The organism is Erwinia sp. MYb416 (assembly GCF_037479575.1).
Taxonomy (GTDB): Bacteria; Pseudomonadota; Gammaproteobacteria; order Enterobacterales; family Enterobacteriaceae; genus Erwinia; species Erwinia rhapontici.
The window spans coordinates 15,980-41,429 of record NZ_JBBGYT010000441.1 but is presented as its reverse complement, the minus strand read 5'-3'; the positions used below and the strand labels follow the sequence as shown (position 1 = coordinate 41,429).

Below are 25,450 nucleotides of genomic sequence, written 5' to 3'. Positions count from 1 at the left end.
ATACGTCTTCCGATAGGCTTTAAACACAGGCAGACATTGATAGCGAATACCCTGGTAGATAGTAAAGCAAATTAGGGAGACGATGAAAAACAGGATGTGCGTTAGGAAGGGAAAATCAGTGTCATCTTAAGGTGGGGCCAGCGATCCCGGCCCCGAAACAGAATTATATCGCCCAACCGCAGGCATAGAAAGCGACCAGCGCTACCGCAATAAGCACGGTGCCCACATTCAGCTTGCGCCATTCACCGGCAAAGATGCGGCCAATCACCAGTGAACCGAAACCGAGCATAATACCGGTAACGATGTTACAGGTCAGAACGATAAAGACGGCGGCCAGCAGGCCAGACATCGCATCAACAAAATCACTGAAATCGATTTTAGAAACGTTGCTTAACATCAGCAGGCCGACATACATCAGCGCAGGTGCGGTGGCATAACCCGGAACCAGGTACGCCAGCGGCGACAGGAACAGGATCATCAGGAACAGCACACCGACCACGATGGCTGTCAGACCCGTTTTACCGCCTGCTGCCGTTCCGGCTGCCGACTCAATGTAAACGGCTGCCGGGGCCGCACCGACCAGACCTGAGAAAATGCTGCTCAGTGAGTCCGTGGTCAGGGCCTTGCCGCCATTGATAATCTGGTTGTCTTTATCCAGCAGGTTCGCCTGCCCGGCGACTGCACGGATGGTGCCGGTGGCATCAAATACCGCCGTCATCACCAGCGCCAGCACGCTTGGCAGCACCGCCGGTTTTAATGCCCCAAGGATATCCAGGCTAAACACCAGCGAGTTACCCTGCGCATCGCTCAGGCTTGGCATCGCGAACAACCCCTGATAGGTCACCGCCGGGTCGAAGATCAGGCCAAGCACCGAGATGGCAATAATCGTCAGCAGGATGCCACCTGGCACACGCAGCTTCTCCAGACCAAAAATCACCGCCAGCCCGACCAGCGTCATCACCACCGGGAAAGAGGGGAAGTGACCCAACGCAACCGGCAGGCCAGGCCCCGGGTTTTTCACCACCAGGCCCACACCGTCAGCGGCAATCAGCAGCAGGAACAGGCCGATGCCCACGCCCGTGCCGTGCGCCACGCCCATCGGCAGGTTACGCAATATCCAGGCTCGAATGCCGGTTGCAGAGATCAGGGTAAACAGGACGCCCATCAGGAACACCGCACCCAGCGCAACCGGTACGCTGATCTGCTGGCCCAGCACCAGGCTAAAGGCGGTGAATGCCGTCAGCGAGATCGCGCAGCCAATCGCCAGCGGCAGATTGGCCCACAACCCCATCAGCAGTGAACCAAAACCGGCCACCAGGCAGGTCGCCACAAAGACCGCCGTCGGCGGGAAACCTGCTTTGCCCAGCATCGAGGGCACCACAATCACGGAATAGACCATCGCCAGGAAGGTCGTAAGACCGGCCAGGATTTCCTGACGGACGCTACTACCGCGCGCAGAAATTTTGAACCAGGCGTCTAAAGAGCCGCTGGCCGGTTGAGAAGGAGCTGACATCGTAATCCCCTGAGATTTCTTATGAGTTATCGCTGCGTGGTACCCCTGTTTCCCAGCGGTAGTCGACGTTTGCATCCCTGGCGCAATATACGCGGTACAAAAACCTCAGGGCGAGGCGCAGACCGGATAAAGGCAAACGTTTACTATTCCACGCAAAAAATCGCTAAATTGCCGTGCATTTTTATCCTCTGAGAAAGAGGAAAGATGAACGCAAACGATTATCCTGTGTTTAATGGTGCATTTTCAACACCTGTTATTGCTTAAATTTGCATAATCCTTGATTTACACCCGCGCCGGTAATCAATGCTTCTGATGGTAGCGGCAGGTTCCCCTGCCCTCTAATAGCGCTTTCTTATGACCGCTATCCGCAACCTGAAGCAGGAACGCATTCAGTCGAGACGAACTTCACCCCCCTGCTGTAGTGCGCGCTGCCAGGCCGCACGGCTTTGCACCTTCTGCAACCAGGCCTGAATCGCCGGGCTGTCGGCCGCACCACCGCGTGCGGTGAGTGCTTGCAGCGGAAAACTCATCTGCACATCCGCAATGCTGAAGCGGCTACCGGCAAACCATTCATTCCGGGCAAGATGCTGTTCGATGAACTGGCGATGGGTGGTGATCTGCGGGTCGAGGTAGCCCTTCTGAACCCCTTTACCAAAGGCGCTGCCGATGGGACGTAACAGCCAGGGGACCGGGGCTTTGCCCATCCGGCTGAAGATCAGCTTCATCACCAGCAGCGGCATCAGCGAGCCTTCCGCATAGTGCAGCCAGTAGCGCGACTGGATCACCTCTTCTTCATCAAAAAGTTTCAGCAGACCTTCTGCGTCATACTGCGCTTCCAGGTACTCCAGGATCGCACCGGATTCCGCCACCACGCGATTTTCATCGGTGATCACCGGGGATTTACCCAAAGGATGCACTTTTTTCAGGGCCTCAGGTGCCAGCATGCTCGCCTCACGCTGATAACGTTTGATCTGATACGGCACGTTCAACTCTTCCAGCAACCACAGCACGCGCTGCGATCGCGAATTATTCAGATGGTGTACGGTGATCATATTCGCTCCTTAAAAGCCTGAGTATAGTCAAACGCTCTTCACATCCAGCAGTATCGCTCCGGTGCCCTGCTCACTCAGGCGGTCGTTCGGGTTACGCAGCGGGCAGTCTTCCATCGACAAACAGCCACAGCCGATGCAGCCGTCCAGATCGTCCCGCAGATGCGTCAGCGTTTCAATGCGTCTGTCCAGTTCATCGCGCCACTGTTGCGACAGCACCGCCCACTCTTTTGTCGTCATGCGCTTGCCCGGGGAATACTGCATCAGGCTGTCGCTGATAGTCGCAAGTGGGATGCCGATACGCTGGGCAATCTTGATCACCGCCACACGCCTCAGCACATCACGCGTGTAGCGCCGTTGATTTCCGGGGTTGCGGAAACTGCTAATTAATCCTTTGCTTTCATAAAAATGAAGCGTCGAAACCGCCACACCGCAACGCCGTGCCACATCGCCGGGGGTTAGTTCGCGCTTGCTGGCGTTACTCATACTTTTTTTCATTTAGCGCTTTACCTCAAGTTAACTTGAGGAATTATACTCAGCCTCCATTGAGTTCGCGACCTATTGACGCAGAGACCTGGGAGAAAAAGTGTATGCATGACGACATCATCAGCACCCTGACTGACTGGATCGACAACAATCTGGAAAAGACTCTGTCGATTGATGAAGTGGCGGCAAAATCAGGCTATTCGAAGTGGCATTTGCAGCGTATGTTCCGTTCCGTGACGAAACAGACGCTGGGTGGATACATTCGTGAACGCCGTCTGACGCTGGCCGCCGAAGCGCTGCGCCTGACGCAACGTCCGGTGTTCGATATTGCCATGCAGTACGGTTATGACTCCCAACAGACGTTTTCACGCGTGTTTCGCCGCCAGTTTTCACAGACACCGACCGCCTATCGTCACACCATGCGCCATGCATCCCTGAAGCGCAGCAGCTGGACATTCGACTGTAGCGACTATGCCACCAGCAGCTTCAGCCAGCGGGTCAGTGAAAAATCCTGCCCGACCTGCGGCTAACGCGGCTAATGACGACCCGTTGCCACCGCCACCTGGGGGGGCAAGCCGGGTATTTCCTGCCCCCAGTAAGACGGTGATAAGTACCAGCCGCCGCCCAGCTCTTTAATGTGATACATCGCCGCATCAGCCTGCGCAATAAGTGCTTCCGGGGAGCTGTGGTTTTTTGCCAGCGCCACACCCACGCTTAACGACTGCACCACCCGCGCGCCTTCCGGCAGCACGATGGGCGGCTGCATTGCTTCAATAATATCGCGCGCCACCTGAGCCACCTGCTCCTCCCGTTCGACCGTCGATAGCACCACAGCAAACTCATCGCCGCCCAGGCGTGCCACCAGATCGCCTTTACGCAGGCGCTCACGCAGACGCTGGGCTGTGACCATCAGCACATGATCGCCGGCGGCGTGACCGTAGCAGTCATTCACCTGCTTAAAACGGTCACCGTCGATAAACAGCACACTGGCCTGCTGGCGGGTTTCCGGGTCGTCCATCAGCGCCTGTAAATGTTGCTCAAAGGCTTTACGGTTAGGCAGCCCGGTCAACGTGTCATGCAGCGTCTGGTGTGTCAGCGAGTCATTCTCACTGGTCAGATGCCGCTGCCACTGGTCCAGCTCATCGAGCAGGCTGTTGAAATCACCGCTCAGTTTATCCAGCTCGGCAATCGAGGACGACGGTACGCGCAGGGAGAAAGCACGCCGTTTGCGCACATCATGTGCGACGGAGGCAATATTTTGCAGGCCCTGTAAAATGCCGGCATGCATCCGCCGCGCCAGGTAGATCGCCAGCATGGCGGTAATCAACAGACTGCCGCCCAGCCACAGCAGCGCCTGCCCCAGATAATGTAGAACGCGTGAGGCATCACCACTGATCCACACCCGGCCGACTTCCTGATTATTATGCATCACGGGTGCGCTCACCGGCTGAGGGAACAGCCAGCGAGCCACAACGGCACCGGCGCCGCGGGGATCTTCGCCGCCCGGTGCCTGCCATTGGGCCAGCAGCTGCTGATCAGCACGATATACGCGCCCGACCGCAAACTCCGTACGCGTCCCCATGTCACGCAGAATACTCTCTGCGGTTGCTGAATCGTTCTGTAGCACCGCTGTCCGGGCGCTGTAACTAACGCTGGCCGCGACCAGCTGGATATTGTTTTCCGCATAGCTGCGCAGCACATACATCGACAGCGCAGAAAGCGACAACCCGCTGAACAGCAGCGACACCACGATAATCACCAGATGAATGCGTTGAAATGACTGGCGCATGGTCGGTAATTCACGCGCCACTGTCACCGCCTCGTTTTGCCTGATCTTCATGCTTACTCCCCCTCCGCCGTTCAGCGGACAACGTGCCCGGCATCCACACGGGTGATTTGCCCGTCACGATCATGTTTGATGTGAAAGACCCGAAAGCCAGGAGTGACCAATAGACGACACGCAGGCTCCTTTATTATTTTCTGCTGTTTGCAGATGTATTATTAGTTAATGTTTTTTAGGCATGATTTACGGGAATAGAAAACCCTCCCTGGATTAATTCCGGGAAATAATAAACAGGGAGAAATGTTTGGCAAAATCCTACAGATCATCGATAGTCTGTACAACTTCAAATAGCGTAAGATTCATCTTAAACCGTTTGATTTGACTTAGATTTAACGGAGAGACCAGAAAATAACATCATGATATAAAACAACTTTTACTTAAAAATACATTCAATAATTGCAGATAAAATGGGTTATCACAGCACGTAACAATACGCAATTAGAATTAATCTTACCCTAAGTTAAATTAGATATTCGATGGCACAAAAGGTCAGAAAAAAGATCGGTCACATGGCATAGAAATAATATTATGCATACGGATTAATCTGTATTTTTCGATATCAGCGATAATATATTTATCACCTGCCCTCCTGGCGAGTCAGTGTAAACCCACCTGGATTGACCGAAAAAAACTACCATACCAGGTATAAATTTTGTTCAGTTTTGAAAAACGGGTGATATAATGTGATCGCCGTCACACTTCCATGACCAGAGCGTCAGACCGGAAAGGAGCAAGCCTGGCAGCTCCCGTTCCGTTCCGGGTGATGTTGCATCCCGTTTGTCAGGACCGATCACCCCGGAGTTTTCAATATGGCTACGATTACCACCAGCGTTATTCTCATGAGATGGGAGCTGCTCAGTGCAGTGATGATGTTCCTTGCCAGCACCTTTAATGTGCAGTGCCGCAAAGCCAGCCGCAACGTGATGGCGTTCGCGTTTACCGGTATTGGTATCGGTATGTCATGCTGGTTTGTCACCGGGCTGCTGGGCATTACGTTGAGCATGGATAATCTGCATAACTTCTGGACGATAACCAAGGATGTATTTGTCGAAGTGATGAGCCGCACACCTCCCGACTGGCCGATGCCGTAAGCGACATCTGCCCGGAGAGCTGACCTGACTCACCGGGCAGAAGGTTATTTGTCACTTTTTATATCTTTTTTAGCACCGCCGAGGTCGGCAAAGGGACATCGCTGGACGCTTTGACTTCCGGCAACGCTGCCGTTTTACGATCCTGCAACCACATATCCCCCATGATCTGATTCAGACCATTTTCCAGTCCGGTCACCATACCTGCGCCTGGCGTAAACGTCAGCTCACCGAAGTAGATATGCCCTTCATGGATGTACCAATCAACACGCACATAGTCGAAATCCGTTGCCAGCGTCTTACTCAGTTCCAGCGCACGTTCCAGCGTCTCGCTGTCTGCACTGATGTCAAAACCGGTATCCCGGATTTTATAAAAGCTCTGCTTCAGGTTGTTGACGTAGAAGCTCATCGACAACGCAGCACTGCCCACCCGGTTGTAAATCACCTGCAATACGTACTCGAAGTTGCCATCTTTCTTGTTGAACATATGAAACTTGTAGTCAACGGCGGCAAACTTGCCATCACCAACGTACTGTTCAACCAGAATGCAGGGCTTAATGTAGCGGTAGTGAATCTCACGCGCATGGTGCGAGAAGTCCTTATGCAACCATTCATCGCAGCGCTTGATCAGCAGTTGTTTCTGGATGCAATCGGGTTCTTCCAGCACAATTTCCACCATGCCTGAGCCGTGATTCGGCTTGATCACCGTGTTTTTCAGGGACGGCAAACTCAGTAACGAAATCGGGTCATCGGTCTGATGAATCAGCGGAATCAGATAATCTTCCCCGATAGTGTCGGCAATATATTCTCTGACCAGTAATTTATCAGACAAATTGGCATAGCGCACATGGTCACCAGTGACATATTTACGATACAGAATCTTCTCATTGAACAACTTGGGTTCCCGGATATTGGGAATACGTTTGAATTTCTGAAAGTAATAAATTTTATCCTGGTAAGACCAAGGCATTTTCTTGAGCAGGTAAACAAAACCCTTTCTCAACTCTGCTTTGAGCTTCAACATGATTTACCTCATCTGTAGGTTTTGTAGTTGAGTGAGGAAAGCTGTATTTTAAGAATGACGCCATTCTTAAAGAAATAATTCATTATCGTCAGGGACAGGAGTTCGGTGATAAACACGCTCCAGGCTGCGCCTGTTAATCCCCAGGAATGGATAAAGAAGTAAGAAGTTGCCAGACCAATAACTACCAGCAGAATCACTTTCACCAGTAAGTAATTGAAACCACCCTCTTTCACCATGTAGCGATACGCTACGGTTCCCATTGCCGAAAAGCAGGTTGCTAACGACAACAACGTAATGAGGTTTCCCGATTGTGTGTAATCTTGCCCATACAGGCTGTTAATGATCCTGTCACCAAACAGCGTGACAACGGAGAGCATCAAAAGTGAAACTGCCATAACATAGCCATTAAGCCGTGAAGCCAGTTTTACTGCCACATCCGCACGCTCCCTGAAAATTTCAGAGAAGCAGGATGTAATGATCGCCACCGGAATAAAAATCCACGAGGCGGAAATGGTATTCGCTGCGGTAAACAGGCCAAGATCCTGGGCCGAACTCACCCCAACAAGAAAGAACTGTGCGGTCTTCACCTGAACGGCGATAAAGACGCTGGAAATCGCCAGCGGCAGCCCCGCATGCAGTAAATAACGCAGATAATTCTTACGCTTATGTCGCGGCGGTGGGCTGATAGTGTTGGTCTGATAAAAGCGACTGCGCTTGATCAGATAGGGCACCAGCGTGACGGCGACAATGGACAGGGACAACCACAGCGGGCTGAGCTTGCACCAGGCAACAGTAAAGCTGATGGCAAAGCTCAATATCATGCCGGTGGCATTTGCAACCGTATTCATTCGCGATTCCAGACGGGCGTTATTGTAAACGCTAAAAATATCCTGGGTCACAAACATAGCGGAGAGAAATGATGCCACGGCAAACACAATAAAGTTCTCGCGCATCGTCAGCCACACATAGAGCAATACGGGCAATGACAGCACCAGTAATAATGTCAGGCGCAATGATTTTGCCACCCCCATCAGGCGCATTCCTTTTGGCGTGCTTTTACTGATGCTTTTAAAAAGAATTGTTTCTGTGCCAAAAATGGCAATAGTCTGAATAATTGAAAACAGTGAGGCAGAAAATGCTATTTGCCCGAATATAACCGGGCCGAAAGATTTAGCCACATAAGAGGTGACAAAAATTACGCCAAAAACTGACACCACTTTTTCGGACATCATCCAGGCGGCATTAGACATCACACTGTATTTCATCGAAGCATCCTTTGTGTTTCCAACCAGCTAAAACCTCAAACCAACACATCCGTGTCCACAACTGATTCAATAACGCACAGTAGACCCCTGGCGAGAACGCAGAAAAAGAAAATAATATTTTTCAGGCATCGTTGTGCCTTTTATTTTTAAGAGACTGTTTTTTAACCTGAACAGACAATCCTGCCAGCATTTATGGTTAAATCTGGTCTTAATTTAAGTGTGATCTAATTCACATACCCTTTTGACCGGGATTAAAGTTAGCACACTTTTTTTACCTTTCCCGTTGGAGTTATCCTAATTACAACGTGGCCTTGAACTGGCATGAGACGAATCTATATCAAAAAAACCAATATCGAAAGCTATCAAAACCCTTTTGAAATAAAATAGGAGAAATCCCATGATGTTATTTCTTCATAATCCCTTAACTTAAAGCTTGCCATTCCAATCGCGTACTTTGAAACACTGCGCTAATATCTGTACAAAACAGATCCATTGATTAATGCAGTCATTCTCATCCCATTATTGTTAAGAAAGGTAATAGCATTCATGAGAAAGTCACGATATACCGAAGAGCAAATCACCAGCGCCATTAAAGCTTCTGAAAATGGTATCAAGGTGAAAGAAATCTGTGACGAACTGGGCATTTCTGAAGCAACTTTCTACAGTTGTAAAAAGAAATACGCCGGATTGTCCTCAGAAGAAGGAAGGAAAATCAAAGAATTAGAGGAGAAGGTCCACCATATGGAACGTGAGCTCCAGTCGCTATCATCAGACAAAGAGATGCTGCAAAGCGTGCTGAAAAACTTTTTCACCACGAATGACAAACGGCAAGCCGTTAATTTCTTACAGGATACGTTCGACATTGGAACGCGCCGTAGCTGCCGTCTGCTGGATATCAGCCGCAGTGTTTACCATTATCCTTACAATCTTGAAAATCAGTAATTGCTCATCGGCAGTCAATGTCAGGTGTAATAGTACCAAAATAAAATATTCTCAACGCTTATTGAAAAGTTCAGATCGATTTTTTGATGCGGAATTTGACTGATGAGTTAATTGTCATCCCGCTCTATTATTTGGCTGTAACTTATCCAGGCACCAGCTAAAATCTCAATAGCATCAAGGCTTTCAATGCGCGTTTATCTTTGCAGACAAAGATAAACGCGCCTTAAGTTAACGTGTCCTTTGCAACCCCCCCCCTCAAGAATTTAGAAAAATCGTTAGCTTTGGTGATCATTCTCTTTTTTATAATGGCTTCTTATTCTCATCGATCACTAATGAATAGCCGGAGAGTGCTACATGGCGACACCCGCGCTCAGCGCGCCACAAAGCGCAATAAGTCAGCAGCAGCACAGATGTTCCCACGGTAAACAGATTAAACTCATTTATCATTTATCAGGATACCCCCCCACCTTTGACCGTTAAATGACGCTTCAACTTATCATTAGCGCCTCTTTCTCTTTCGTCTCCCTACCATAATCGATGATTTTTTATTCATATCATTCGAGTTAATACTGGTCTGATCTGGGAAAAGTCGTCTCAAAAATGAAGGTTTTTGCATTGAGTAGGGAGGGTTTACTGTACAAAAAAAGGCGATATGTGGATTAGCGATAATTCTCATAGCCGAACAATCCCTGCTTATGGCAGGCGATCCGCTGAGTTGATGATAAATAAAGCAGGGAGGATGTGAGTGAAAAGGTGATTTTGATCACATTATTGCGATGAAATCACGGACTGTCGGACCAGTCGGGGCCCTGAACGGCGCCTGACTGAACATCGCCGCGGTCAGTCAGGCTGCGCGCGTTTTTATCCGCGAATATTCAATGGCTTTACTACCGCTTCTGGCTTGATACGCATAGCACTGATTACCCCGATCATCAGGCACAAGATGCCGCATAGCGTCAGCAGTGGCGGCCATGACTGCCGTAACAGGAAGGTGTAAGCCAACCCGGCGAGTATCTCAAACACGATCAACGGACCCACTAAGACCGTGGGTAATCTCTGGCTGGCTTCATTCCAGCACAGCGTCCCCAACCAGGAACAGAACAGCGCAATCGCCAACATCAGCGCAATAAAGACCGCCGGCCGCGGGCCAAACGGGAGGGCAAACGAAACATCGCTAAAATGCAGTTGCCCCATGACCAGCAAATACCCGACCAGCGCCAGCGGCAACGTCACCAGCCCCTGCGCAGTGGCCCAGGTGGCAGGACGAATCGCATGCTGGCGTAACCAGCGGGCATTGCGCAGCGGATACCATGTCCAGCACACCACCGCAGTAAAGGCCAGCGCCATCCCACTCAGATAGCGCCACACGTCGACCGGATGCGTGGCGCCCGTCAGTTCCGCCACATTCACGCACACCAGCCCGACGACGATCAATAACAGGGCCGGAAATAACTTACCCCAGCGCAGATGCCCTTCATCGCGGCCGTAAAACAGATTGGCACTGACCGAGATCACCACTGGCAACGTACCGATAATCATGGTCGATATCGGTGCGCCAGTACGCTGGATCGCTGTTGCCAGACAAGCGTAATAGAGCAGGTTGCCGACCAGCGTCAGTTTGAAAGCCTCCCGCCAGTCACGGCGGGTCAGCGCCGCCAGACGATGGCGATCCTGCCAGGCCAGAGGCAGCGCAATCAGCCCAAAGGCCAGATAGCGGCCCATCGACTGCAGGGTGCCAGGATAGTCAGGCACCAATAGCGGCCCGACAAAAATCAGCCCCCACATCAACCCGGCGCTCAGTGCAAATAAAATACCCGTTAACATCGTCCACTCCGGACAGAGAAAACACCATTATGGGAAAAAGGGAGGTCGGGAGATTGTAGCAAATTGCGGTCAGCGCAATGCGGCACGTACCTGTTTCTGATAGCGCGACGGCGTGATGCCATAGCGCCCGGCAAAACTGCGCGTCAGATGCGCCTGGTCGGTCAGCCCCACAGCCGCGGCCACCTCTGCCGCAGGCAGCCCGGCCCTCAGCAGTTGGCTGGCCTGGTACAACCGGAACGCCATCAGCATCTGATGCGGGGTAACATGATAGTGTGCTTTGAACTGCCGCTGGAAATGGTAAGGGCTGAGAGACACCAGCGCCGCCAGTGTGTCCAGGGTGATACGTTCGTTGAAATGGGCACGCAGATAGTCGCGTACCTGATCGAAACGGTGGCGGGGTTCAGCCGCTAAGGGCCGGGCAATGCGGGCATGAGGACGTAGCAGATCGCACAGCGTGAGCAGCAGGCCATCCGTCGCCAGCGGATCGTCGGCCTGCCACAGGTTTTCCAGCAACCTTGAGAGCTGTGCTGCGCGCTGCGGATCATGGCAGACCGCCTGCTCAAACCACCAGCCCGTTTCTCCGGTTAAGGCAGCAAGACGCTGAGGTTCAATATAGATCATGCGGTATTGCCAGCCGCCCTCCGTGGCGGATTCCCCCGTGTGTAACTCATCGGGATTCATCAATACCAGCGAGTCGACGGGCGCTACATGCTGTACCCCGCGATAACGGAAACGCTCGGCACCCCGATCGATAGTCCCGATGCCGAACGCTTCATGCGTGTGAGGTTCAAACGCGTAGCGGGTAATATGGGCGCGATACAGTTCAACGCCCTGCTGCCCGGAAAGATGACGGAAGCTGGCCCGATCCTGCTCATAGCTGAACTGCTCAGGAACCCCTTCCACAGCCGACTCCATTAAGAAAATGATGAGGGTGTCAGCTTACGATCTTTACCCGCAGCGATCCAGACGCCTTAGATCAAGCCTTCGGCTTTCAGCGCTCGCTGTACCGCAGGGCGTGCTGCCACGCGGCCTGCAAACGCCTGCAATTCAGGCCAGCTGTCGAGCGAGAAGCCAACCACTTTGCTCCAGCCCAGCACGGTAAACAGATAACCATCTGCCACGGTGAACTGCTCACCCTGGAGCCAGGTTTTCCCGGCCAGTGCGGAAGAGAGCCAATCGAGGCGTTTATTGAGTGTCGCCACGGTCGCCTGCTTCCAGTCAGGGGTCTGGGCCGGGTTAAACAACGCACCCATTGGCTTATGCAGTTCCGTTGAGATAAAGCTCAGCCACTCAAGCACTTTGTAACGTTCCGCGGTGCCCGCCGCCGGGATCAGGCCTGCTTCCGGTTTCAGGTCGGCCACATACTGCGCAATCACCGTACCTTCTGTCAGCAGGCTGCCATCATCCAGCAGCAGTGCAGGAATGTAGCCTTTGCTGTTAATGGTCGTGAAGTCAGCGCCGGTTTCGGTTTTTTTCGTTTTAAGATCAACCTTTTCCAGCGTGAACGTTGCCCCAACTTCTTCGAGCGCGATATGCGGGGAGAGCGAGCAGGCACCTGGGGTATAGAACAATTTCATCAGACTTATTCCTTGTTGATTAGAGAGCGTCAGAGTACGCGAGCCAGTCTACGCCGCCTTTAGCGGTTGATGCCACGCATGCTTACAAATCCTGAAGATTAAACGCCAGCCAAACGGCCGCATTATTACCAGAAGCTTCCCTCAGGCATTGACTCACCATTGATTATCACCGTGGTTGAATACGGTTTTCTTACACCAGGTCGGATCACACATCATGTCAGAAACGTTGACGCTTACGCGCCCGGAGAACGGGTTATCGCTGTTCCAGCACTTGCTTAACGGCAGAATGCTCCCAGGCCCGATCTGGCACAGTACCGCCTGGCGGACTAAGTTTTTACTGCGTTCACTGGCCTTTCCTCTGGCCACTCTCCAGCACATGCAGCAGATTGCCACCCTGCCCGTGATGCAGGATGCGCTGCATCTGCAGCCGACCTTGCCCAATAAGATCCACCGGCCTTATCTGCACCTCGGTCTGTCTGCGGGCCAGCGGGTGCAGGTACTGAGCCAGCACTACCGTTTTGTGCAACAGCTCCCTTCCCAGGCATTACGCCATGCCATGCTCTCATCACACCCCACCACACTGGCCAGCTTCAGTGGCAAAGAGGGCGAGCATTTTCAGCTCACGCTGACCTGTAATGGCCGCTGCGAGCGTGAGGGTGAAGTGAATATGATGCTGCATGGCGATGGGACGCTGCTGGCGATACTGACGTTCGTCATCGTTGAACGTGACAGCCTGCCGGTGCTGTTGATCGGGGGGATACAGGGCGCACACAGCGATACGCCCCATACGCTGATCCGCTCAGCAACCAAATCCTGTTATGGGCTATTCCCGAAACGTGTCCTGCTGGAAGGGGTATCACTGCTGGCACGGGGCATGGGTATCAGCGCCATTCAGGCCGTCAGCGATCGCGGCCATACGTATCGCAGCCTGCGTTATCGCTTTAAAAAGAAGGCCGTGTTTGTCGCCAGTTATGATGAGTTCTGGCAGTCACTGGATGGCACGCCGCTTTGCCGTCGCCTCTGGCAACTGCCGCTGGCATTCAGCCAGAAAACGATGGAAGAGATCCCCAGTAAAAAACGTGCGGAGTATCGTCGCCGCTATGGGCTAATGGAGAGCCTCAGCGAGCAGTTTATGCGCCTGCACTAAGTGGGATCAGGGGGCAGAAGGGGCTTCCTGTTCAACGTCATCAATCTTCCAACCATCGTGATCCTGCACCAGCGTGACCAGCAGATGCTGCTGGTCAGCAGGGTCACGCCCGAGGGTGACATCGCCGGAAGCCCGGTTACCGTTTAGCGTAAATCGGCTGACGCTGACATTGTTGACCCAGCTGTCGCTGTAGTCTTGATCCTGGAGAAAATAATCATCGTCCATACCGTCCGGGCTTTTGATCAGCAGATTGATTTTTGTCAGCAGCCGCTCAGTAACATACTCATTTAATAACGGGTCGTGTTCATCAATCGGGCTTTCTTCTTTGTTCAGCGCCGCCAGATACCAGCTGTAAAAGGCCAGGCTGGTGCTCTGGGGATCGTCGTTATGCGCTGCCGCCGCTGCCTGAAAAGCAACGAAAGACACCACCAGCATCAGCAACCACTTTTTCATGCAAACCATCCCGGATAACACCGCTATTCATTTCTGCCACCTGTACGCCGACAGGGCGCCAGTGATTGTATTGAATTTATCCGGCTAAGCCAGCGTCTTCCCCCACACTTTGCCTGCTTTTTTAGTAACTGTTTATCGCAGTGATACGTTTGCACTCAGCCTGCCACACAGGCAGGCTGAGTGCAGCATTGTCATGCCCAGTGCTTCTTCTTACTTGTTTTGCCAATACCCGGGTTGCAGGTGTTGGTCGGGTCGAGCTGATGGAAGTGATGCTGATGCTCGTCGGAGGCGTGGTAGAGATGGCCAATATTGTGCTCGGCCGGGTATTTTGCCCCGCGCTGATCCAGATACGCCAGCACCGCCGCTTTAAACTGCGCGCCATCGACGCCAGGTTTCAAAATGTAGTCCTGGTGATTGACCAGACAGAAGAAGTGGCCACAGCAGGAGTCTTCCAGTACCTGAGCCTGCAACTCTGGCGGCAGGCGGATCAGCCACTGATCGTCATTACGGCGCAACGCCACATCAAAGGCAATCAGCCTGTCGTCGGTATTGATGCCAGCATAGTCACAGTAGAACACCGTGCAGGCCCCCACGCCAAAACGCACCAGGAAGGCATCCTTCTGTTCCTCTTCAGTACAGTGGAACCATTCCCCATTGCGCGTGGCGAAGAATGCGGTCAGCAGGCGACTCATCGACGCAACTTCATCATGGGCCAGTTTTATCATCAGATGATGTTCATAGCGGCGATGATACGAGAGCAGACGCGGTGCCACGGTAGAAGGCGTGATGCGGTTACCCCACTGGATCAGCCGATCGAGGGTGTTATGCGGCAGTAGCCGGAGTTTTCTCAACCGCGCATCCCAGCGTGCTTTTTTTGCCATCAGCCCCGGCAGCGCTGCGGGCCCGAGGCGCTTAATCGACAGGAACATATGACGCGCATAGCGCAGGGTCAGCCGGAAAGCGTTGCGGTGGATATACTCCGCCTGAATCGGCAGCGTCTCAAGATTTTCAATCAGATAGCGACGCAGGTCGAGCAGCACCTGCTCATCGTTGGTGCCAATATAGAAGGTGTCTTCCTGCGGGGTAGCGTCGAAGGTGGCAAGGCGCACGGCAAAGACGATCACTTTTCCGGCGCAGCCCGCGCTGTCATGCAGATAGTGCGGATTACCGTTAAAACGCGTCGGGGTGGTGGCATCCACATCTTTGATCACCGCCGCGTAGTCATCGGCCCAGATTTTTCCTTCCCAGTCCGGGGCTGTGCCGGTGGTGTACTCGCCTGCTTCCAGTCGGGTGATCATCTCTTCCGGGGTCTTCCCCAGCTCGATGCCCAGATGGTTGATCAGATGCAGCTGCCCGTCGTCGCTAATCTGCGCAAACAGGGATTTTTCGGTAAACGCCGGGCCGCGTTGTAACAGCGATCCCCCAGAGTTATTACAGATACCACCGACCACCGATGCGCCGATACAGGAGGAACCGATCACGGAATGCGGTTCTTTGTTCCACGGTTTCAGGCTGGTTTCCAGCTCGGTCAGCGTGCTGCCGGGGAACGCGATAATCTGCTGTGCGTTATCAATTACCTGCACACCCTTGATTTTGCGGGTGCTGACAATCACCACCGGGCGGTCATAGTCATCACCGTGCGGCGTGGAGCCACCGGTCACCCCGGTGTTAGAGGCCTGCATCAGGATAATGATGTCATTTTGCTGGCACACCTTGAGCACCTGCCACAGTTGCAGCAGCGTTTCCGGCAGCACAACGGCCAGCGCATCACCCTGGCCCACGCGGAAGCCTTTGCAGTAATACGCTTTTTGATAACTGTCGGTGATCAGATTGTCCGGGCCGACCGGGTCGCCCAGTTGTTGCAGGATCAGAGTGTGTTGCATGTTATGACTGCCTCTCCATAGCTCATTTTTTTAGCAACGGGGATTGTACCTGAGGGGGTCGAGTCTGGGCCAGCATGAGAGGGTGAAATTCTGTCATGCTGGGATGCCCGCCACTTATCGTCGCTCAAAAGCATACAAAACGATTTTGTCCACAACGAAGAATTTTTTACTCCCCTTCCTCGCGCCCTTTGATGAATAAATAGTTAGTTTTTTTCTGGCTGATAGGAAAAACCATTCTATGCAATTCTTATGCACTATTTATGCATACAGAAAACTTTTCCCCTGTTTTTCAGAAACTTGAATGTGATCAAAAAGTGAATAATTACGGACTTTGATGTGTTGACTTTGTTACAACGCAGCGCGAGCATGTGGACCACTTTCCGAATCCATCAGAACGTAACTCCCTGATAATACTATAGGGAAGGGGTGGTTTTGCCTGCGACTCATCAATGTTGAGAGGATGCGATGTCTGACCAAATGGATACACAGCAAAACCTGCATCGCGGCCTCAGTTCGCGCCATATCCAGCTGATCTCGCTGGGCGGCGCAATTGGCACCGGGTTGTTTATGGGGGCAGGCAAAACCATCGCGGTCTCCGGCACCTCGATCCTGATCACCTATGTGGTGGTGGGCTTCTTTATGTATATGGTGATGCGTGCGATGGGTGAGCTGCTGCTCACCCGGCTGGATTACCGTTCGTTTGCCGATTTTGTTTCCGACTACCTCGGCCCGAAGGCCAGCTTCTTTCTTGGCTGGTCTTACTGGCTCAGCTGGGTGGTGACCTGCATTGCCGACGTGGTGGTGTGCGGCGGGTATATGCAGTTCTGGCTGCCCGAGCTGTCGCCGTGGATCCCGGCGCTGCTGACCCTGGGGCTGCTGTGTCTGTTTAATTTGCTGTCGGTGAAGATGTTTGGCGAGGCCGAGTTCTGGTTTGCGATTATTAAGGTGATCGCCATTATCGCGCTGATTGTTACCGGCATCTGGATGATTGGCAGCGGCTGGACATCGCCGGATGGCGTCACCGCCTCACTGCATAATCTCAGCGACCCGGCGGTGTTTATGCCGCACGGAATCGTGGGCTTCTTTGCCGGTTTTCAGATCGCGATTTTCTCTTATACCGGCATTGAGCTGTTGGGCACCATGAGTGCCGAAACCAAATCGCCGGAAAAGGTGTTGCCGAAAGCCATCCGGGCAATCCCGCTGCGCATTATTATCTTCTATGTGCTGTCGATGGTGGTGATCATCGCCGTCACCTCCTGGCAGCATATCTCACCGGATACCAGCCCGTTTGTTACGCTGTTTGCCAAAGCCGGGCTGCCTGCCGCCGCGGCCGTGATTAACTTTGTCGCGCTGACGTCGGCGATGTCATCCGCCAACAGCGGCGTCTATTCCAGCACACGTATGCTGTACGGCCTGTCGGTGGAGCAGCACGCCCACTGGCAGTTCCGCATTCTGTCGCGCACCACCCGCATTCCGGTTCGCAGCCTGATGTTCTCCTGCTTCTGTATGTTAAGCGGCACGCTGCTGCTGTTCCTGGTGCCCAACGTGATGACGCTGTTCACCGTGGTGTCCACGCTGGCAGCGATACTGGTGATTTATACCTGGGGGATGATTCTGGTGGCGTATCTGGTGTACCGCAAACGCTGCCCGGAGCTGCACCAGCAGTCGACGTTTAAGATGCCTGCCGGGGTTCTGATGAGCTGGATCACGCTGCTGTTCTTTCTGTTTTCACTGGTGGTCATGGTGTTTGACCGCGATACGCTGATGGCGCTGTGTGCGATGCCGCTGTGGTTTATTTTGCTGGCGTGGGTCTGGCGGGTGAAGCAACGGCGGGAACAGACGGTAATGGCATAAGGGTTATGCAGGTGCAGGATTCGGGGCGACCGAAAAATGGTCACCCCCTACCAGGGACGGGACGTTACAACACGCCCTGTGCCAGCATCGCATCGGCCACTTTTACAAACCCGGCGATATTCGCGCCGTGCACGTAGTGGGTCTGCTTCCCTTCCCCGCCGTGCTCGACGCAGGCGTGATGGATATCCAGCATGATATGTTGCAGACGAATGTCCACCTTCTCGGCTTTCCAGCTCAGACGCGCTGCGTTCTGTGCCATCTCCAGACCGGAAGTTGCCACACCGCCGGCATTCGCCGCTTTCCCTGGGGCAAACAACACACCCGCATCCAGGAACGCATCGGTCGCCTGGATCGTGGTCGGCATATTGGCGCCTTCGGCCACGGCTTTCACACCATTAGCAATCAGCTGACGCGCCGCAGGCAGATCCAGCTCGTTCTGTGTAGCACAAGGTAAGGCGATATCTACCGGTACGCTCCACGGCTGCTGCCCGGCGAGGTAAACCAGCTGACGTTCGCGCGCATAGTCTTCCACGCTGCCGTAACGCACGTTTTTGATTTCAGCCAGATGAGCCAGCTTCTCAGGGGTAAACCCGGCTTCATCCACTACCGTGCCGCGAGAGTCAGACGCCGTCAGCACGCGAGCGCCCAGCTCCATCGCTTTTTCAATGGCGTACTGCGCCACGTTGCCCGCACCGGATACCGAGACCGTGCTGCCTTCAAAGCCCAGACCATGACGTTTTAACATCGCATCGGTGAAGTACACCAGACCGTAGCCGGTGGCTTCCGGGCGGATCAGGCTGCCGCCAAACGACAGACCTTTACCGGTAAACACGCAGGCCGTGTTGTTCGACAGCTTCTTCATCATCCCGGACATAAAGGCCACTTCACGGCCACCCACGCCGATATCGCCCGCAGGCACATCGGTATCCGGACCAAGGTGACGATACAGTTCGGTCATCAGCGCCTGGCAGAAACGCATGACTTCCGCGTTGCTTTTCCCTTTCGGATTGAAGTCAGAGCCGCCTTTCCCGCCGCCCATCGGCAACGTGGTCAGCGCATTTTTAAACGTCTGCTCAAACCCAAGGAATTTCAGGATCGACAGGTTGACTGACGGATGGAAACGCATTCCGCCTTTATACGGGCCAATCGAAGAACTGAACTGCACGCGCCATGCGCGATTCACCTGTACCTGACCTTTGTCATCCGTCCAGGCCACGCGGAACTGGATCACACGTTCCGGTTCCACCAGGCGTTCCAGCAGGCTCTGTTCCTGATATTGCGGGTTACGTTCCAGGAATGGCCACAGTGAGGTGAATACTTCGCGTACGGCTTGCAGGTATTCAGGCTGGTGCGGATCGCGCTGCTGAACGGAGGTGAGAAACGACTCCAGAGAGTGAAAAGCTGTCATGATGAATTCCTTGTGCGTAATGGTCTGACCCTGATGTTGTTATTGTTAGGGTAATCAGAGAGATGATGTTGTGTCTCAGCGACTATATCACCGGCTTTCCGCTGTACAACAAAAAACTTATGACCTGCAAAACACAGGGTAATGAGGCCAATAAGGCGCCAGGCAGCGCAAACACTGAACAGAAGCGCAAAACCACGACGAACAACCATAAGAAAAAGTTATTACCGACCCGCATTTCATCAACGTTGATGATTAGAAGCGGTCAGAAGAGAGCAACGGAGAACAAAATAACCCGCTAAAACAGAAAATGAATATGACATTTTTATTACAGACATCAATCTCCGGCTATTTCCCCCGCAGTTTTATGTTTTATTTCACGAGCGCCGTCATTATTTATGTATAAATGTAAACTTAAGAAATGTGAGTTGCTTCATCGTAATCAGCTGTGATTCCATCGATCCTCCAGAAATTGTGCTCTGACGACCTGAGAAATAATGATGAACCATGATAATGATAATATTCAGGGAAAGCCGATCGCATTGTTACTGATTAATGAACATTCCCGGAATGGCAAAGCCAATAAACAGCAGGCGTTATCCCTGCTCAGCGCAGAGGGAATTCAGGTGGTTGAACCTGAAGCCAGCGACCGTCGCGACAGCAGCGAGATCATCCTCGACTACGCTGACCGCATCGATTTGGTGATTGTTGGCGGGGGCGATGGCAGCCTGAACGCTGCCGCGAAAGGGCTGATGCGCAGCGGCCTGCCGCTGGGGGTGTTGCCACTCGGCACCGCCAATGATTTCGCCCGCACCATCGGCATCACCAACGATTTGGCTCAGGCCGTGAAGGTGATCGCAGTCGGGCACCAGCGCCCTATCGACCTGGGTGAAGTGAACGGACATTTGTTTTTTAACGTCTCCAGCATCGGGTTTTCCGCCACGCTGGCCCACCATTTGACCGCTGAATCGAAGAAGCGCTGGGGGACTTTTGGCTACGCGTTGGCGGCCTTTAAACTGCTGAAACAGAGCCGCCCGTTCAGCGCCACGCTGGAGCATGACGGCATCACTGAGAAGGTCAAAACCGTGCAGGTTTCCGTGGGTAACGGCCGCTTTTACGGCGGCGGCATGACGGTGGAACAGAGTGCGGCACCCGATGATGGTCGCCTGGATGTTTACAGCCTGGAAGTGGCGCACTGGTGGGAGATGATCGCCCTGCTGCCTGCGCTGCGGCGCGGCACACACGGGCGCTGGCGTAAAGTGCGTACGCTATCCACCACCGCCATGACGCTGAGTACGCGGCGTCCTCATGATATTAACGCCGACGGTGAACTGATTGGGCAGACACCTGCCCGGTTTGCCATCAAGGCACATGCCATTACTGTTTTTTCTCCGTCGCAAGCGACGTCGGTTTAATAAGGATTATTTCTATGAACAAATTTGGCATTCTCGCATTAACCGCCATGATCACCTTAATTTCAGCCTGTGATGATGCAACCAAAGAAAATATTAAAGAAGAAGCCGACAAACGCACAAGCAGCCTGGTGGAATCGGCACAAACGCAGTGGGATGAAACCCGTAAACAGGCAACGGATCTGGCCGATGCAAAAGTGGCGGAACTAAACGCTGCGCAGCCATTAGAAGAGGCGAAGAAAAAAATGAATGAGCTGGGTGAGATGAAGCTGTCTGACTTTATTTCGGGCGGTGGGGAAGAGAAAGAAGGTGAGGAAGCGGAGTCAGAGAATAACTGATTTTTGTCCTTCTCTGAATTTCCTTCGCGATTTTACTTTGACGATACAGTGGTTTTTCACTGCTGCTTTGGTGGGTTAACCCCCACCTTCTCGCCGTGCAGCGTGGCGTCCCGCCCGCTGGTGATGCTCAGGTTGTTACCCGCGTTCACCGTGGTTTCACTGTGCGTGGCTCCGTTGCCCGTCTCGCTGCCGCGCCTCTTGTTGACGCTGGCGTTGAGCGACAGCCCGTTGGCACCCTGACCAAAGTTTATCCCGACGCCGACCGACGCGCCGTGGCTCTCGTTCTTCCCGTCCAGGCTCTGCGTGTTCTCCGCCGAGACCAGGTTAACGTCCTAAATAACAAGAAATTAAACCGTGATCCATATCCGGGATTCACGCATCTTTGAACCCGTTGCGGCCATTGCGCTGAAGGGCGGCTGGCTGAAGGAGGCGGGATTTGCAACTAGGACGCTGGTTAACGTGCGGGTGATGAACGGTTCTCTGGTGCTGACGGCGGAAGTACCGCCACCGGTGCCGAAGGTGATACAGACCCTGCGCCAGCTCTGCCCGAAGCTCTCAGCCCGTAAACAGCGGGAACTGATGGACGTGATTCAGGTGATGGCGAAGCCGAAGAAGCGGAGCGCTGGCTGACTGTTAAAGCAAAAAACCCAGCCGCTTAGAGCTGGGATTATTTAATTATAAATTGTCAGATCTTAGCCCAACACGAAAACTCTCTGATGGAAATAACGGCTGTATTATGATTTCATCGTTATAAATAAATAACTTTGGTGACAATGCTGTAACATCATAAACATTTTCCGCTATCAGCCTAATATTTGTCCTGAATAGTGGTATTTCTGCATCATCTGCTAAGACAAAGACGTCGTGTTTTTTTACTAAATTTGCGTTTAACAAATTATATAAATCATCATAATCACTATATTTCATCCCATCCCACAAAACTCCTCCGGCGGCAAGGGGATAATTATAAAGCATATCGATGGCCTTTCTTTCTTCGGCACCAATAACTATATTAAAGTCAACAGCCAACGCTTCTTTGCATTCGTCAAATAAAGTCATTATTCCTACCTATTTAGCTGTTTCAATATAGTTTCAAAAGCTTTTTCATTACCTTCAAAAGGTATGACGGTTTTTACTGCTTTACCAGGGCCTTTACCTTTTGAGTAATCCCACATATTAATATGTGTCCCTTTCTCTGGATCATAATCCACACGCCAGCCTACCTTGCCATCGCTGGATTGACGACCAATAACCTTTCCATTACCAGCACTCACTTCCAATCGGCCAATAACAGGCTTTGAATCAGCCCCTAAATCACCAACCATATTTATGGCTTTATTTCTAGCCGTTTCCCAATTCTTTTCAGCTTTAAGTACCGTTTCAATACGGTTCCCGACTCCAGGGACTTTCTTACCTGGCAGCATAATACCTGCCAGCATCCCGCCTGTGGCTTCCAGCGCTGCCTGATTTTTCCCGGCCAGGTCGCTCATCGCTTTAGTGCAATAGCTATCACCCGCAGCACATGAAGCCAGCGCCATTGCTGCATCAGCAGCACATGAAGCCAGCGCTATCGCCGTATCAACCACATAATCCGCTGAACCTAATGCTGCATCCCCGCTATCTGCAATAACATTGATGATACTGTTCGCAATGGCTGACGCTGCACCCTTGCCCAGCTTATCTCTGACCTGATCTTTCCAGAGCTCAGCACTTTGCTTCACAGACTCCCGGGCTTTGTCACCGGCCAGTGAGTTATTCTCCACAAAGGTGGCTGGCTGGAAGTGGCGGGATTTGCAACTGGGACGCCGGTTAACGTGCGGGTGATGAACGGTTCTCTGGTGCTGACGGCGGAAGTACCGCCACCGGAGCCGGAGATTATGCAGGCGCTGAGGAAGGTCTGTAAGCTGTCAGCTCGTAAGCAGCGTCAGGTGACGGAGCTGATCAAGGTGATCAGCAGGCCGCCGAGCAGAGCTGGTAACTGACTGAACAACAGATAAAAAATCCCAGCCGATTGGCTGGGATTTTTTATTATGGGCCAACCCATGTTAATTCAGACTTCAAATCGTCAGGAACTATATTAAATAACTCTTTTATATAAATAAGATGCTGATTGTAATTTGGCGATATATCCTCATTGCATTTTTCAACGTAATATTTTGCTTGGTTATTTAAAAACCATATATCGTGTTCTGTAAAGTTCTTATCCAAAATAGTAATAGTCAAATTATGAACAAGTTCAGCTTCCAGATAGCAAGATAAATTCAAGATTTTTTCTTTCTTTTCCAATCGCTGTAGGTTCCGTATGTAAGGCAGTGAAAGCCCTAACATTTTCACGTATATTTCATTTTTATACATGCAGCCACCCTCATGATTAATATGCATAAAATTTGTCACTTCCTTGTCGGCATAGAAGAGGCTCCAGCCGGAGCATTTTTAGTCTGAGTCCATGAACCATTTTGTATGAGCTTTTCTATATACGAAGCATCTCCTGTCTTCTTATATATTTCCTGAGCTGCAACCATACGATGATTACCTTCAGATATATAATAATTCCCTTTACTATCAACATATCCAGCAATACGTCCCTGAGGGGCTGTAAATTTATAATTTCCACTCATCATATCGTTTTTAAGCTGATCTACCTGTTGTGGATTACGTAATCCAACTTGCATACTTTTTATTGCAAATGAAGCACCACCTTGGGATAAGTTGGTTATGGTAGCTTTTGCTAGTTGTACTAAATCCTTTGCCAGTAGCCCACCCGAAACTAACATGGCCTGATTTTCTGGATCTGAGGCAAATACCGCAAACTTCGTCCAGGTGGGACTGTTTTGATCTATTTTTGCCAGATCCTGACCATTCCATTGCTGTACATAGGCTTTGGCTTCATCACTGGTCATCACATCTGCGCCAACACTGTTCAGCCAGCCCGGACGTTCTGTTACATCAATTCCACCTTGTGCAAGCTCCTTATCCCATCCCTGTGCTGTCAGTGGATGATTCTTCATATTATCGTCAGTTTCTGCACTCTGTTTATCACTGATTTTCTTCCATTTATCAATAACAGGCTGGCAGTTCTCACCCGCGCTGCGGCAGGCCTGCATTTCCTTATCGAACGTCAGTGCCTGATCCGCATGCAGATAGTTATTCTCAACCGTCGTCTTGCCCGCCTGCGCGCCCGCTAACGCATCCGCCGTGCCGTCTCCCGCCAGGCCGCCTGCCAGGCCCGCCGCCAGCGTCGCCAGCGCGCTTACCGTCTGCTTCTCCGTTTCACTCAGTTCGCTCACCGGCTTACCGTACGCATTGACCGCCACTATCCCGGCCAGCTCCGCCGTGGCCGCACCTGTGGCACCTACCAGCGCGCTGTTACCCTGCGCCGCTGCCAGCGCTGCATTCACCGCCGCATGCGCCAGCACCTTACCCGCACTGTCCAGCCCGCTGTTGCCGATAATGTTCGCAATATAAGGTGCGGAACCCCCTGCAACCGCCTTCGCCAGGTCTCCCCCCGCCAGGCCCTGCACCGCCGCCGTCGCCGCCTGAATGGCACGCTGCACCTTGCCGCCCGTCCCGAAGTCAGACGCTGCAAACGCCTTATCATAGAACGTCTGGTAAGCCTGCTCGCTTATCTGCTTATCCGTCGGCTCTTTCCCCGGATTCGCCTTTGACCACGCTTTACGGGCCGCCTGAAGCTGCTCCGGCGTCACGCTCTTCATCTTATCGTTTGCCGCACGGGTTGCCTCTATCTGCCCCTGCGTCCGCGCGATGTCCGCCGCCTGGCTCCCGATTTCTCCTATCAGCTGCGCCTCCTTCAGCCGCCGCTGCTCCCTCTCCTTGTCAAATATCGGGCTCAGCGTCTGGTTCGCGTGCTCCACGTCGCGGCTCAGCCCCTCCACGTCCTGCTGCTGGTTCGCCGTATCACGGATGACTATCGTGCCCTCGCTCACCGCCGCCTTCGTCGTCGAACTGTCGCTCCCGCTGCCGTTCATTCCCGCCAGCAGGCCGTTGGCCATGTTCCCCACAAACTGACCGGCCACGCTACCGCCCGAGCTGATGCCCACGCTCTGGTGCTCAACCTGGTACTCAGCCCTGTTCTCAATGTTGCTGAAGCCCAGCGTGCCGGTATCCAGCCTGTTCTTATCCGACGTGGCCGTCGAGCCGATAACCGCCCCGTCCAGCCGGGTATGTTTACCCACGGTGATATCATAGCCGCCGCTGCCCGCAAACACCCCGGTCTGCTCCTGCACCGACTGCCAGCTGCTGTGCATTTTATCCCGGCTGGCGTTAACCGACCCGCTGCCCCCGCTGAAGCTGATGCTGCCCCCGGCGCTGACGCTCTGTGCTCAATGT

Annotated in this window: 23 protein-coding genes and 3 pseudogenes; 9 read left to right on the top strand and 17 right to left on the bottom strand. The window is 52.7% G+C overall.

Features of this window, described 5'->3' with window-relative positions:
* Nucleotides 1–163 precede the first annotated feature (163 nt).
* The 3 genes from WH277_RS23650 to soxR all read right to left on the bottom strand — a co-directional run bounded on the left by WH277_RS23650 (nucleotide 164) and on the right by soxR (nucleotide 3,060).
* The gene (locus WH277_RS23650) at nucleotides 164–1,513 is read right to left on the bottom strand and encodes an NCS2 family permease (RefSeq protein ID WP_133842641.1); all 1,350 of its coding nucleotides are present in this window, start codon (nucleotides 1,511–1,513) and stop codon (nucleotides 164–166) included.
* Between the two features lie 389 nt (nucleotides 1,514–1,902).
* Nucleotides 1,903–2,565, bottom strand: coding sequence for a glutathione S-transferase family protein (locus WH277_RS23645; RefSeq protein WP_200643824.1), 663 nt, complete (start codon nucleotides 2,563–2,565; stop codon nucleotides 1,903–1,905).
* A 27-nt stretch (nucleotides 2,566–2,592) separates the two neighbouring features.
* Nucleotides 2,593–3,060, bottom strand: a complete 468-nt coding sequence (gene soxR / locus WH277_RS23640; RefSeq protein WP_133842643.1) for a redox-sensitive transcriptional activator SoxR — start codon at nucleotides 3,058–3,060, stop codon at nucleotides 2,593–2,595.
* A 92-nt stretch (nucleotides 3,061–3,152) separates the two neighbouring features.
* Here soxR and soxS point away from each other — a divergent pair, with 92 nt between their 5' ends.
* A complete protein-coding gene (gene soxS, locus WH277_RS23635; RefSeq protein ID WP_171149306.1) occupies nucleotides 3,153–3,578 on the top strand; it encodes a superoxide response transcriptional regulator SoxS in 426 nt (141 codons plus the stop codon).
* Between the two features lie 5 nt (nucleotides 3,579–3,583).
* Here soxS and WH277_RS23630 read toward each other — a convergent pair whose 3' ends face one another.
* Complete coding sequence (locus WH277_RS23630) at nucleotides 3,584–4,888, bottom strand: diguanylate cyclase domain-containing protein (protein WP_159336756.1); 1,305 nt, start codon at nucleotides 4,886–4,888, stop codon at nucleotides 3,584–3,586.
* Nucleotides 4,889–5,700: 812 nt separating this feature from the next.
* Between WH277_RS23630 and WH277_RS23625 the strand changes: the two genes are divergently transcribed.
* A complete protein-coding gene (locus WH277_RS23625) occupies nucleotides 5,701–5,982 on the top strand; it encodes a YjcB family protein (RefSeq protein WP_133842648.1) in 282 nt (93 codons plus the stop codon).
* A gap of 58 nt (nucleotides 5,983–6,040) precedes the next feature.
* On the opposite strand, the gene WH277_RS23620 is transcribed toward WH277_RS23625, so the two are convergent.
* Complete coding sequence (locus tag WH277_RS23620) at nucleotides 6,041–7,003, bottom strand: ATP-grasp fold amidoligase family protein (RefSeq protein WP_133842650.1); 963 nt, start codon at nucleotides 7,001–7,003, stop codon at nucleotides 6,041–6,043.
* 8 nt (nucleotides 7,004–7,011) lie between these two features.
* The gene (locus tag WH277_RS23615; protein WP_133842652.1) at nucleotides 7,012–8,268 is read right to left on the bottom strand and encodes a polysaccharide biosynthesis protein; all 1,257 of its coding nucleotides are present in this window, start codon (nucleotides 8,266–8,268) and stop codon (nucleotides 7,012–7,014) included.
* A 546-nt stretch (nucleotides 8,269–8,814) separates the two neighbouring features.
* Here WH277_RS23615 and WH277_RS23610 point away from each other — a divergent pair.
* Nucleotides 8,815–9,210 (top strand): transposase, encoded by a 396-nt coding sequence (locus WH277_RS23610; RefSeq protein WP_339507171.1) that lies wholly within the window; start codon nucleotides 8,815–8,817, stop codon nucleotides 9,208–9,210.
* An 861-nt stretch (nucleotides 9,211–10,071) separates the two neighbouring features.
* Here WH277_RS23610 and WH277_RS23605 read toward each other — a convergent pair.
* The 3 genes from WH277_RS23605 to gstA all read right to left on the bottom strand — a co-directional run bounded on the left by WH277_RS23605 (nucleotide 10,072) and on the right by gstA (nucleotide 12,611).
* Nucleotides 10,072–11,034 carry a DMT family transporter gene (locus WH277_RS23605; RefSeq protein ID WP_133842656.1) on the bottom strand — a complete coding sequence of 321 codons (963 nt, stop codon included), beginning with the start codon at nucleotides 11,032–11,034 and terminating at the stop codon, nucleotides 10,072–10,074.
* A gap of 69 nt (nucleotides 11,035–11,103) precedes the next feature.
* Complete coding sequence (locus WH277_RS23600) at nucleotides 11,104–11,937, bottom strand: AraC family transcriptional regulator (protein ID WP_133842658.1); 834 nt, start codon at nucleotides 11,935–11,937, stop codon at nucleotides 11,104–11,106.
* A 68-nt stretch (nucleotides 11,938–12,005) separates the two neighbouring features.
* Nucleotides 12,006–12,611: a glutathione transferase GstA gene (gstA, locus tag WH277_RS23595; protein WP_133842660.1), complete on the bottom strand. Its 606-nt coding sequence runs from the start codon at nucleotides 12,609–12,611 to the stop codon at nucleotides 12,006–12,008.
* Nucleotides 12,612–12,825: 214 nt separating this feature from the next.
* On the opposite strand from gstA, the gene WH277_RS23590 reads away from it, so the two are divergent.
* A complete protein-coding gene (locus WH277_RS23590) occupies nucleotides 12,826–13,758 on the top strand; it encodes a VirK/YbjX family protein (RefSeq protein ID WP_133842662.1) in 933 nt (310 codons plus the stop codon).
* A 6-nt stretch (nucleotides 13,759–13,764) separates the two neighbouring features.
* On the opposite strand, the gene WH277_RS23585 is transcribed toward WH277_RS23590, so the two are convergent.
* Together WH277_RS23585 and dld are read right to left on the bottom strand one after the other, a co-directional pair.
* On the bottom strand, nucleotides 13,765–14,211 hold the full coding sequence (locus WH277_RS23585) for a DUF3828 domain-containing protein (RefSeq protein ID WP_133842664.1): 447 nt from the start codon (nucleotides 14,209–14,211) through the stop codon (nucleotides 13,765–13,767).
* A gap of 191 nt (nucleotides 14,212–14,402) precedes the next feature.
* Nucleotides 14,403–16,094, bottom strand: coding sequence for a D-lactate dehydrogenase (gene dld, locus WH277_RS23580; protein ID WP_133842666.1), 1,692 nt, complete (start codon nucleotides 16,092–16,094; stop codon nucleotides 14,403–14,405).
* Nucleotides 16,095–16,559: 465 nt separating this feature from the next.
* On the opposite strand from dld, the gene WH277_RS23575 reads away from it, so the two are divergent.
* Complete coding sequence (locus WH277_RS23575) at nucleotides 16,560–17,948, top strand: amino acid permease (protein ID WP_133842668.1); 1,389 nt, start codon at nucleotides 16,560–16,562, stop codon at nucleotides 17,946–17,948.
* 64 nt (nucleotides 17,949–18,012) lie between these two features.
* Here the strand turns inward: WH277_RS23575 and gdhA are convergent, their stop codons facing one another.
* Nucleotides 18,013–19,356 (bottom strand): NADP-specific glutamate dehydrogenase, encoded by a 1,344-nt coding sequence (gene gdhA / locus WH277_RS23570; RefSeq protein ID WP_133842670.1) that lies wholly within the window; start codon nucleotides 19,354–19,356, stop codon nucleotides 18,013–18,015.
* Between the two features lie 497 nt (nucleotides 19,357–19,853).
* On the opposite strand from gdhA, the gene WH277_RS23565 reads away from it, so the two are divergent.
* The gene (locus WH277_RS23565; protein ID WP_339507346.1) at nucleotides 19,854–20,768 is read left to right on the top strand and encodes a lipid kinase; all 915 of its coding nucleotides are present in this window, start codon (nucleotides 19,854–19,856) and stop codon (nucleotides 20,766–20,768) included.
* A 14-nt stretch (nucleotides 20,769–20,782) separates the two neighbouring features.
* Complete coding sequence (locus tag WH277_RS23560) at nucleotides 20,783–21,103, top strand: hypothetical protein (RefSeq protein WP_133842672.1); 321 nt, start codon at nucleotides 20,783–20,785, stop codon at nucleotides 21,101–21,103.
* Between the two features lie 80 nt (nucleotides 21,104–21,183).
* Here WH277_RS23560 and WH277_RS23555 read toward each other — a convergent pair.
* Nucleotides 21,184–21,435: pseudogene (locus WH277_RS23555) on the bottom strand (hemagglutinin repeat-containing protein); the annotation flags it as partial.
* Between the two features lie 22 nt (nucleotides 21,436–21,457).
* Between WH277_RS23555 and WH277_RS23550 the strand changes: the two are divergent.
* Nucleotides 21,458–21,733: a SymE family type I addiction module toxin gene (locus WH277_RS23550; protein WP_159336751.1), complete on the top strand. Its 276-nt coding sequence runs from the start codon at nucleotides 21,458–21,460 to the stop codon at nucleotides 21,731–21,733.
* Between the two features lie 45 nt (nucleotides 21,734–21,778).
* On the opposite strand, the gene WH277_RS23545 is transcribed toward WH277_RS23550, so the two are convergent.
* Entirely contained in the window at nucleotides 21,779–22,162 is a 384-nt protein-coding gene (locus tag WH277_RS23545) for a CDI toxin immunity protein (RefSeq protein ID WP_339507166.1), read from the bottom strand.
* 5 nt (nucleotides 22,163–22,167) lie between these two features.
* Nucleotides 22,168–22,566 (bottom strand): annotated as a pseudogene (locus tag WH277_RS28810) (hypothetical protein); the annotation flags it as partial.
* 291 nt (nucleotides 22,567–22,857) lie between these two features.
* Here WH277_RS28810 and WH277_RS23535 point away from each other — a divergent pair.
* Entirely contained in the window at nucleotides 22,858–23,085 is a 228-nt protein-coding gene (locus WH277_RS23535) for a SymE family type I addiction module toxin (RefSeq protein ID WP_159336934.1), read from the top strand.
* A gap of 46 nt (nucleotides 23,086–23,131) precedes the next feature.
* On the opposite strand, the gene WH277_RS23530 is transcribed toward WH277_RS23535, so the two are convergent.
* Nucleotides 23,132–23,458 (bottom strand): zinc ABC transporter substrate-binding protein, encoded by a 327-nt coding sequence (locus WH277_RS23530; protein WP_159336749.1) that lies wholly within the window; start codon nucleotides 23,456–23,458, stop codon nucleotides 23,132–23,134.
* 35 nt (nucleotides 23,459–23,493) lie between these two features.
* Nucleotides 23,494–25,440, bottom strand: a pseudogene (locus WH277_RS23525) (VENN motif pre-toxin domain-containing protein); the annotation flags it as partial.
* Nucleotides 25,441–25,450 lie beyond the last annotated feature (10 nt).

Coding starts and splice junctions, on each gene's coding strand:
- WH277_RS23650 (WP_133842641.1), bottom strand. CDS start 1,513: ATGTCAGCTCCTTCTCAACCGGCCAGCGGCTCTTTAGACGCCTGGTTC.
- WH277_RS23605 (WP_133842656.1), bottom strand. CDS start 11,034: ATGTTAACGGGTATTTTATTTGCACTGAGCGCCGGGTTGATGTGGGGG.
- WH277_RS23590 (WP_133842662.1), top strand. CDS start 12,826: ATGTCAGAAACGTTGACGCTTACGCGCCCGGAGAACGGGTTATCGCTG.
- WH277_RS23575 (WP_133842668.1), top strand. CDS start 16,560: ATGTCTGACCAAATGGATACACAGCAAAACCTGCATCGCGGCCTCAGT.
- WH277_RS23645 (WP_200643824.1), bottom strand. CDS start 2,565: ATGATCACCGTACACCATCTGAATAATTCGCGATCGCAGCGCGTGCTG.
- soxS (WP_171149306.1), top strand. CDS start 3,153: ATGCATGACGACATCATCAGCACCCTGACTGACTGGATCGACAACAAT.
- WH277_RS23545 (WP_339507166.1), bottom strand. CDS start 22,162: ATGACTTTATTTGACGAATGCAAAGAAGCGTTGGCTGTTGACTTTAAT.
- gdhA (WP_133842670.1), bottom strand. CDS start 19,356: ATGACAGCTTTTCACTCTCTGGAGTCGTTTCTCACCTCCGTTCAGCAG.
- WH277_RS23585 (WP_133842664.1), bottom strand. CDS start 14,211: ATGAAAAAGTGGTTGCTGATGCTGGTGGTGTCTTTCGTTGCTTTTCAG.
- WH277_RS23565 (WP_339507346.1), top strand. CDS start 19,854: ATGAACCATGATAATGATAATATTCAGGGAAAGCCGATCGCATTGTTA.
- WH277_RS23620 (WP_133842650.1), bottom strand. CDS start 7,003: ATGTTGAAGCTCAAAGCAGAGTTGAGAAAGGGTTTTGTTTACCTGCTC.
- soxR (WP_133842643.1), bottom strand. CDS start 3,060: ATGAAAAAAAGTATGAGTAACGCCAGCAAGCGCGAACTAACCCCCGGC.
- WH277_RS23625 (WP_133842648.1), top strand. CDS start 5,701: ATGGCTACGATTACCACCAGCGTTATTCTCATGAGATGGGAGCTGCTC.
- WH277_RS23630 (WP_159336756.1), bottom strand. CDS start 4,888: ATGAAGATCAGGCAAAACGAGGCGGTGACAGTGGCGCGTGAATTACCG.
- gstA (WP_133842660.1), bottom strand. CDS start 12,611: ATGAAATTGTTCTATACCCCAGGTGCCTGCTCGCTCTCCCCGCATATC.
- WH277_RS23530 (WP_159336749.1), bottom strand. CDS start 23,458: ATGTATAAAAATGAAATATACGTGAAAATGTTAGGGCTTTCACTGCCT.
- WH277_RS23560 (WP_133842672.1), top strand. CDS start 20,783: ATGAACAAATTTGGCATTCTCGCATTAACCGCCATGATCACCTTAATT.
- WH277_RS23610 (WP_339507171.1), top strand. CDS start 8,815: ATGAGAAAGTCACGATATACCGAAGAGCAAATCACCAGCGCCATTAAA.
- WH277_RS23615 (WP_133842652.1), bottom strand. CDS start 8,268: ATGAAATACAGTGTGATGTCTAATGCCGCCTGGATGATGTCCGAAAAA.
- dld (WP_133842666.1), bottom strand. CDS start 16,094: ATGCAACACACTCTGATCCTGCAACAACTGGGCGACCCGGTCGGCCCG.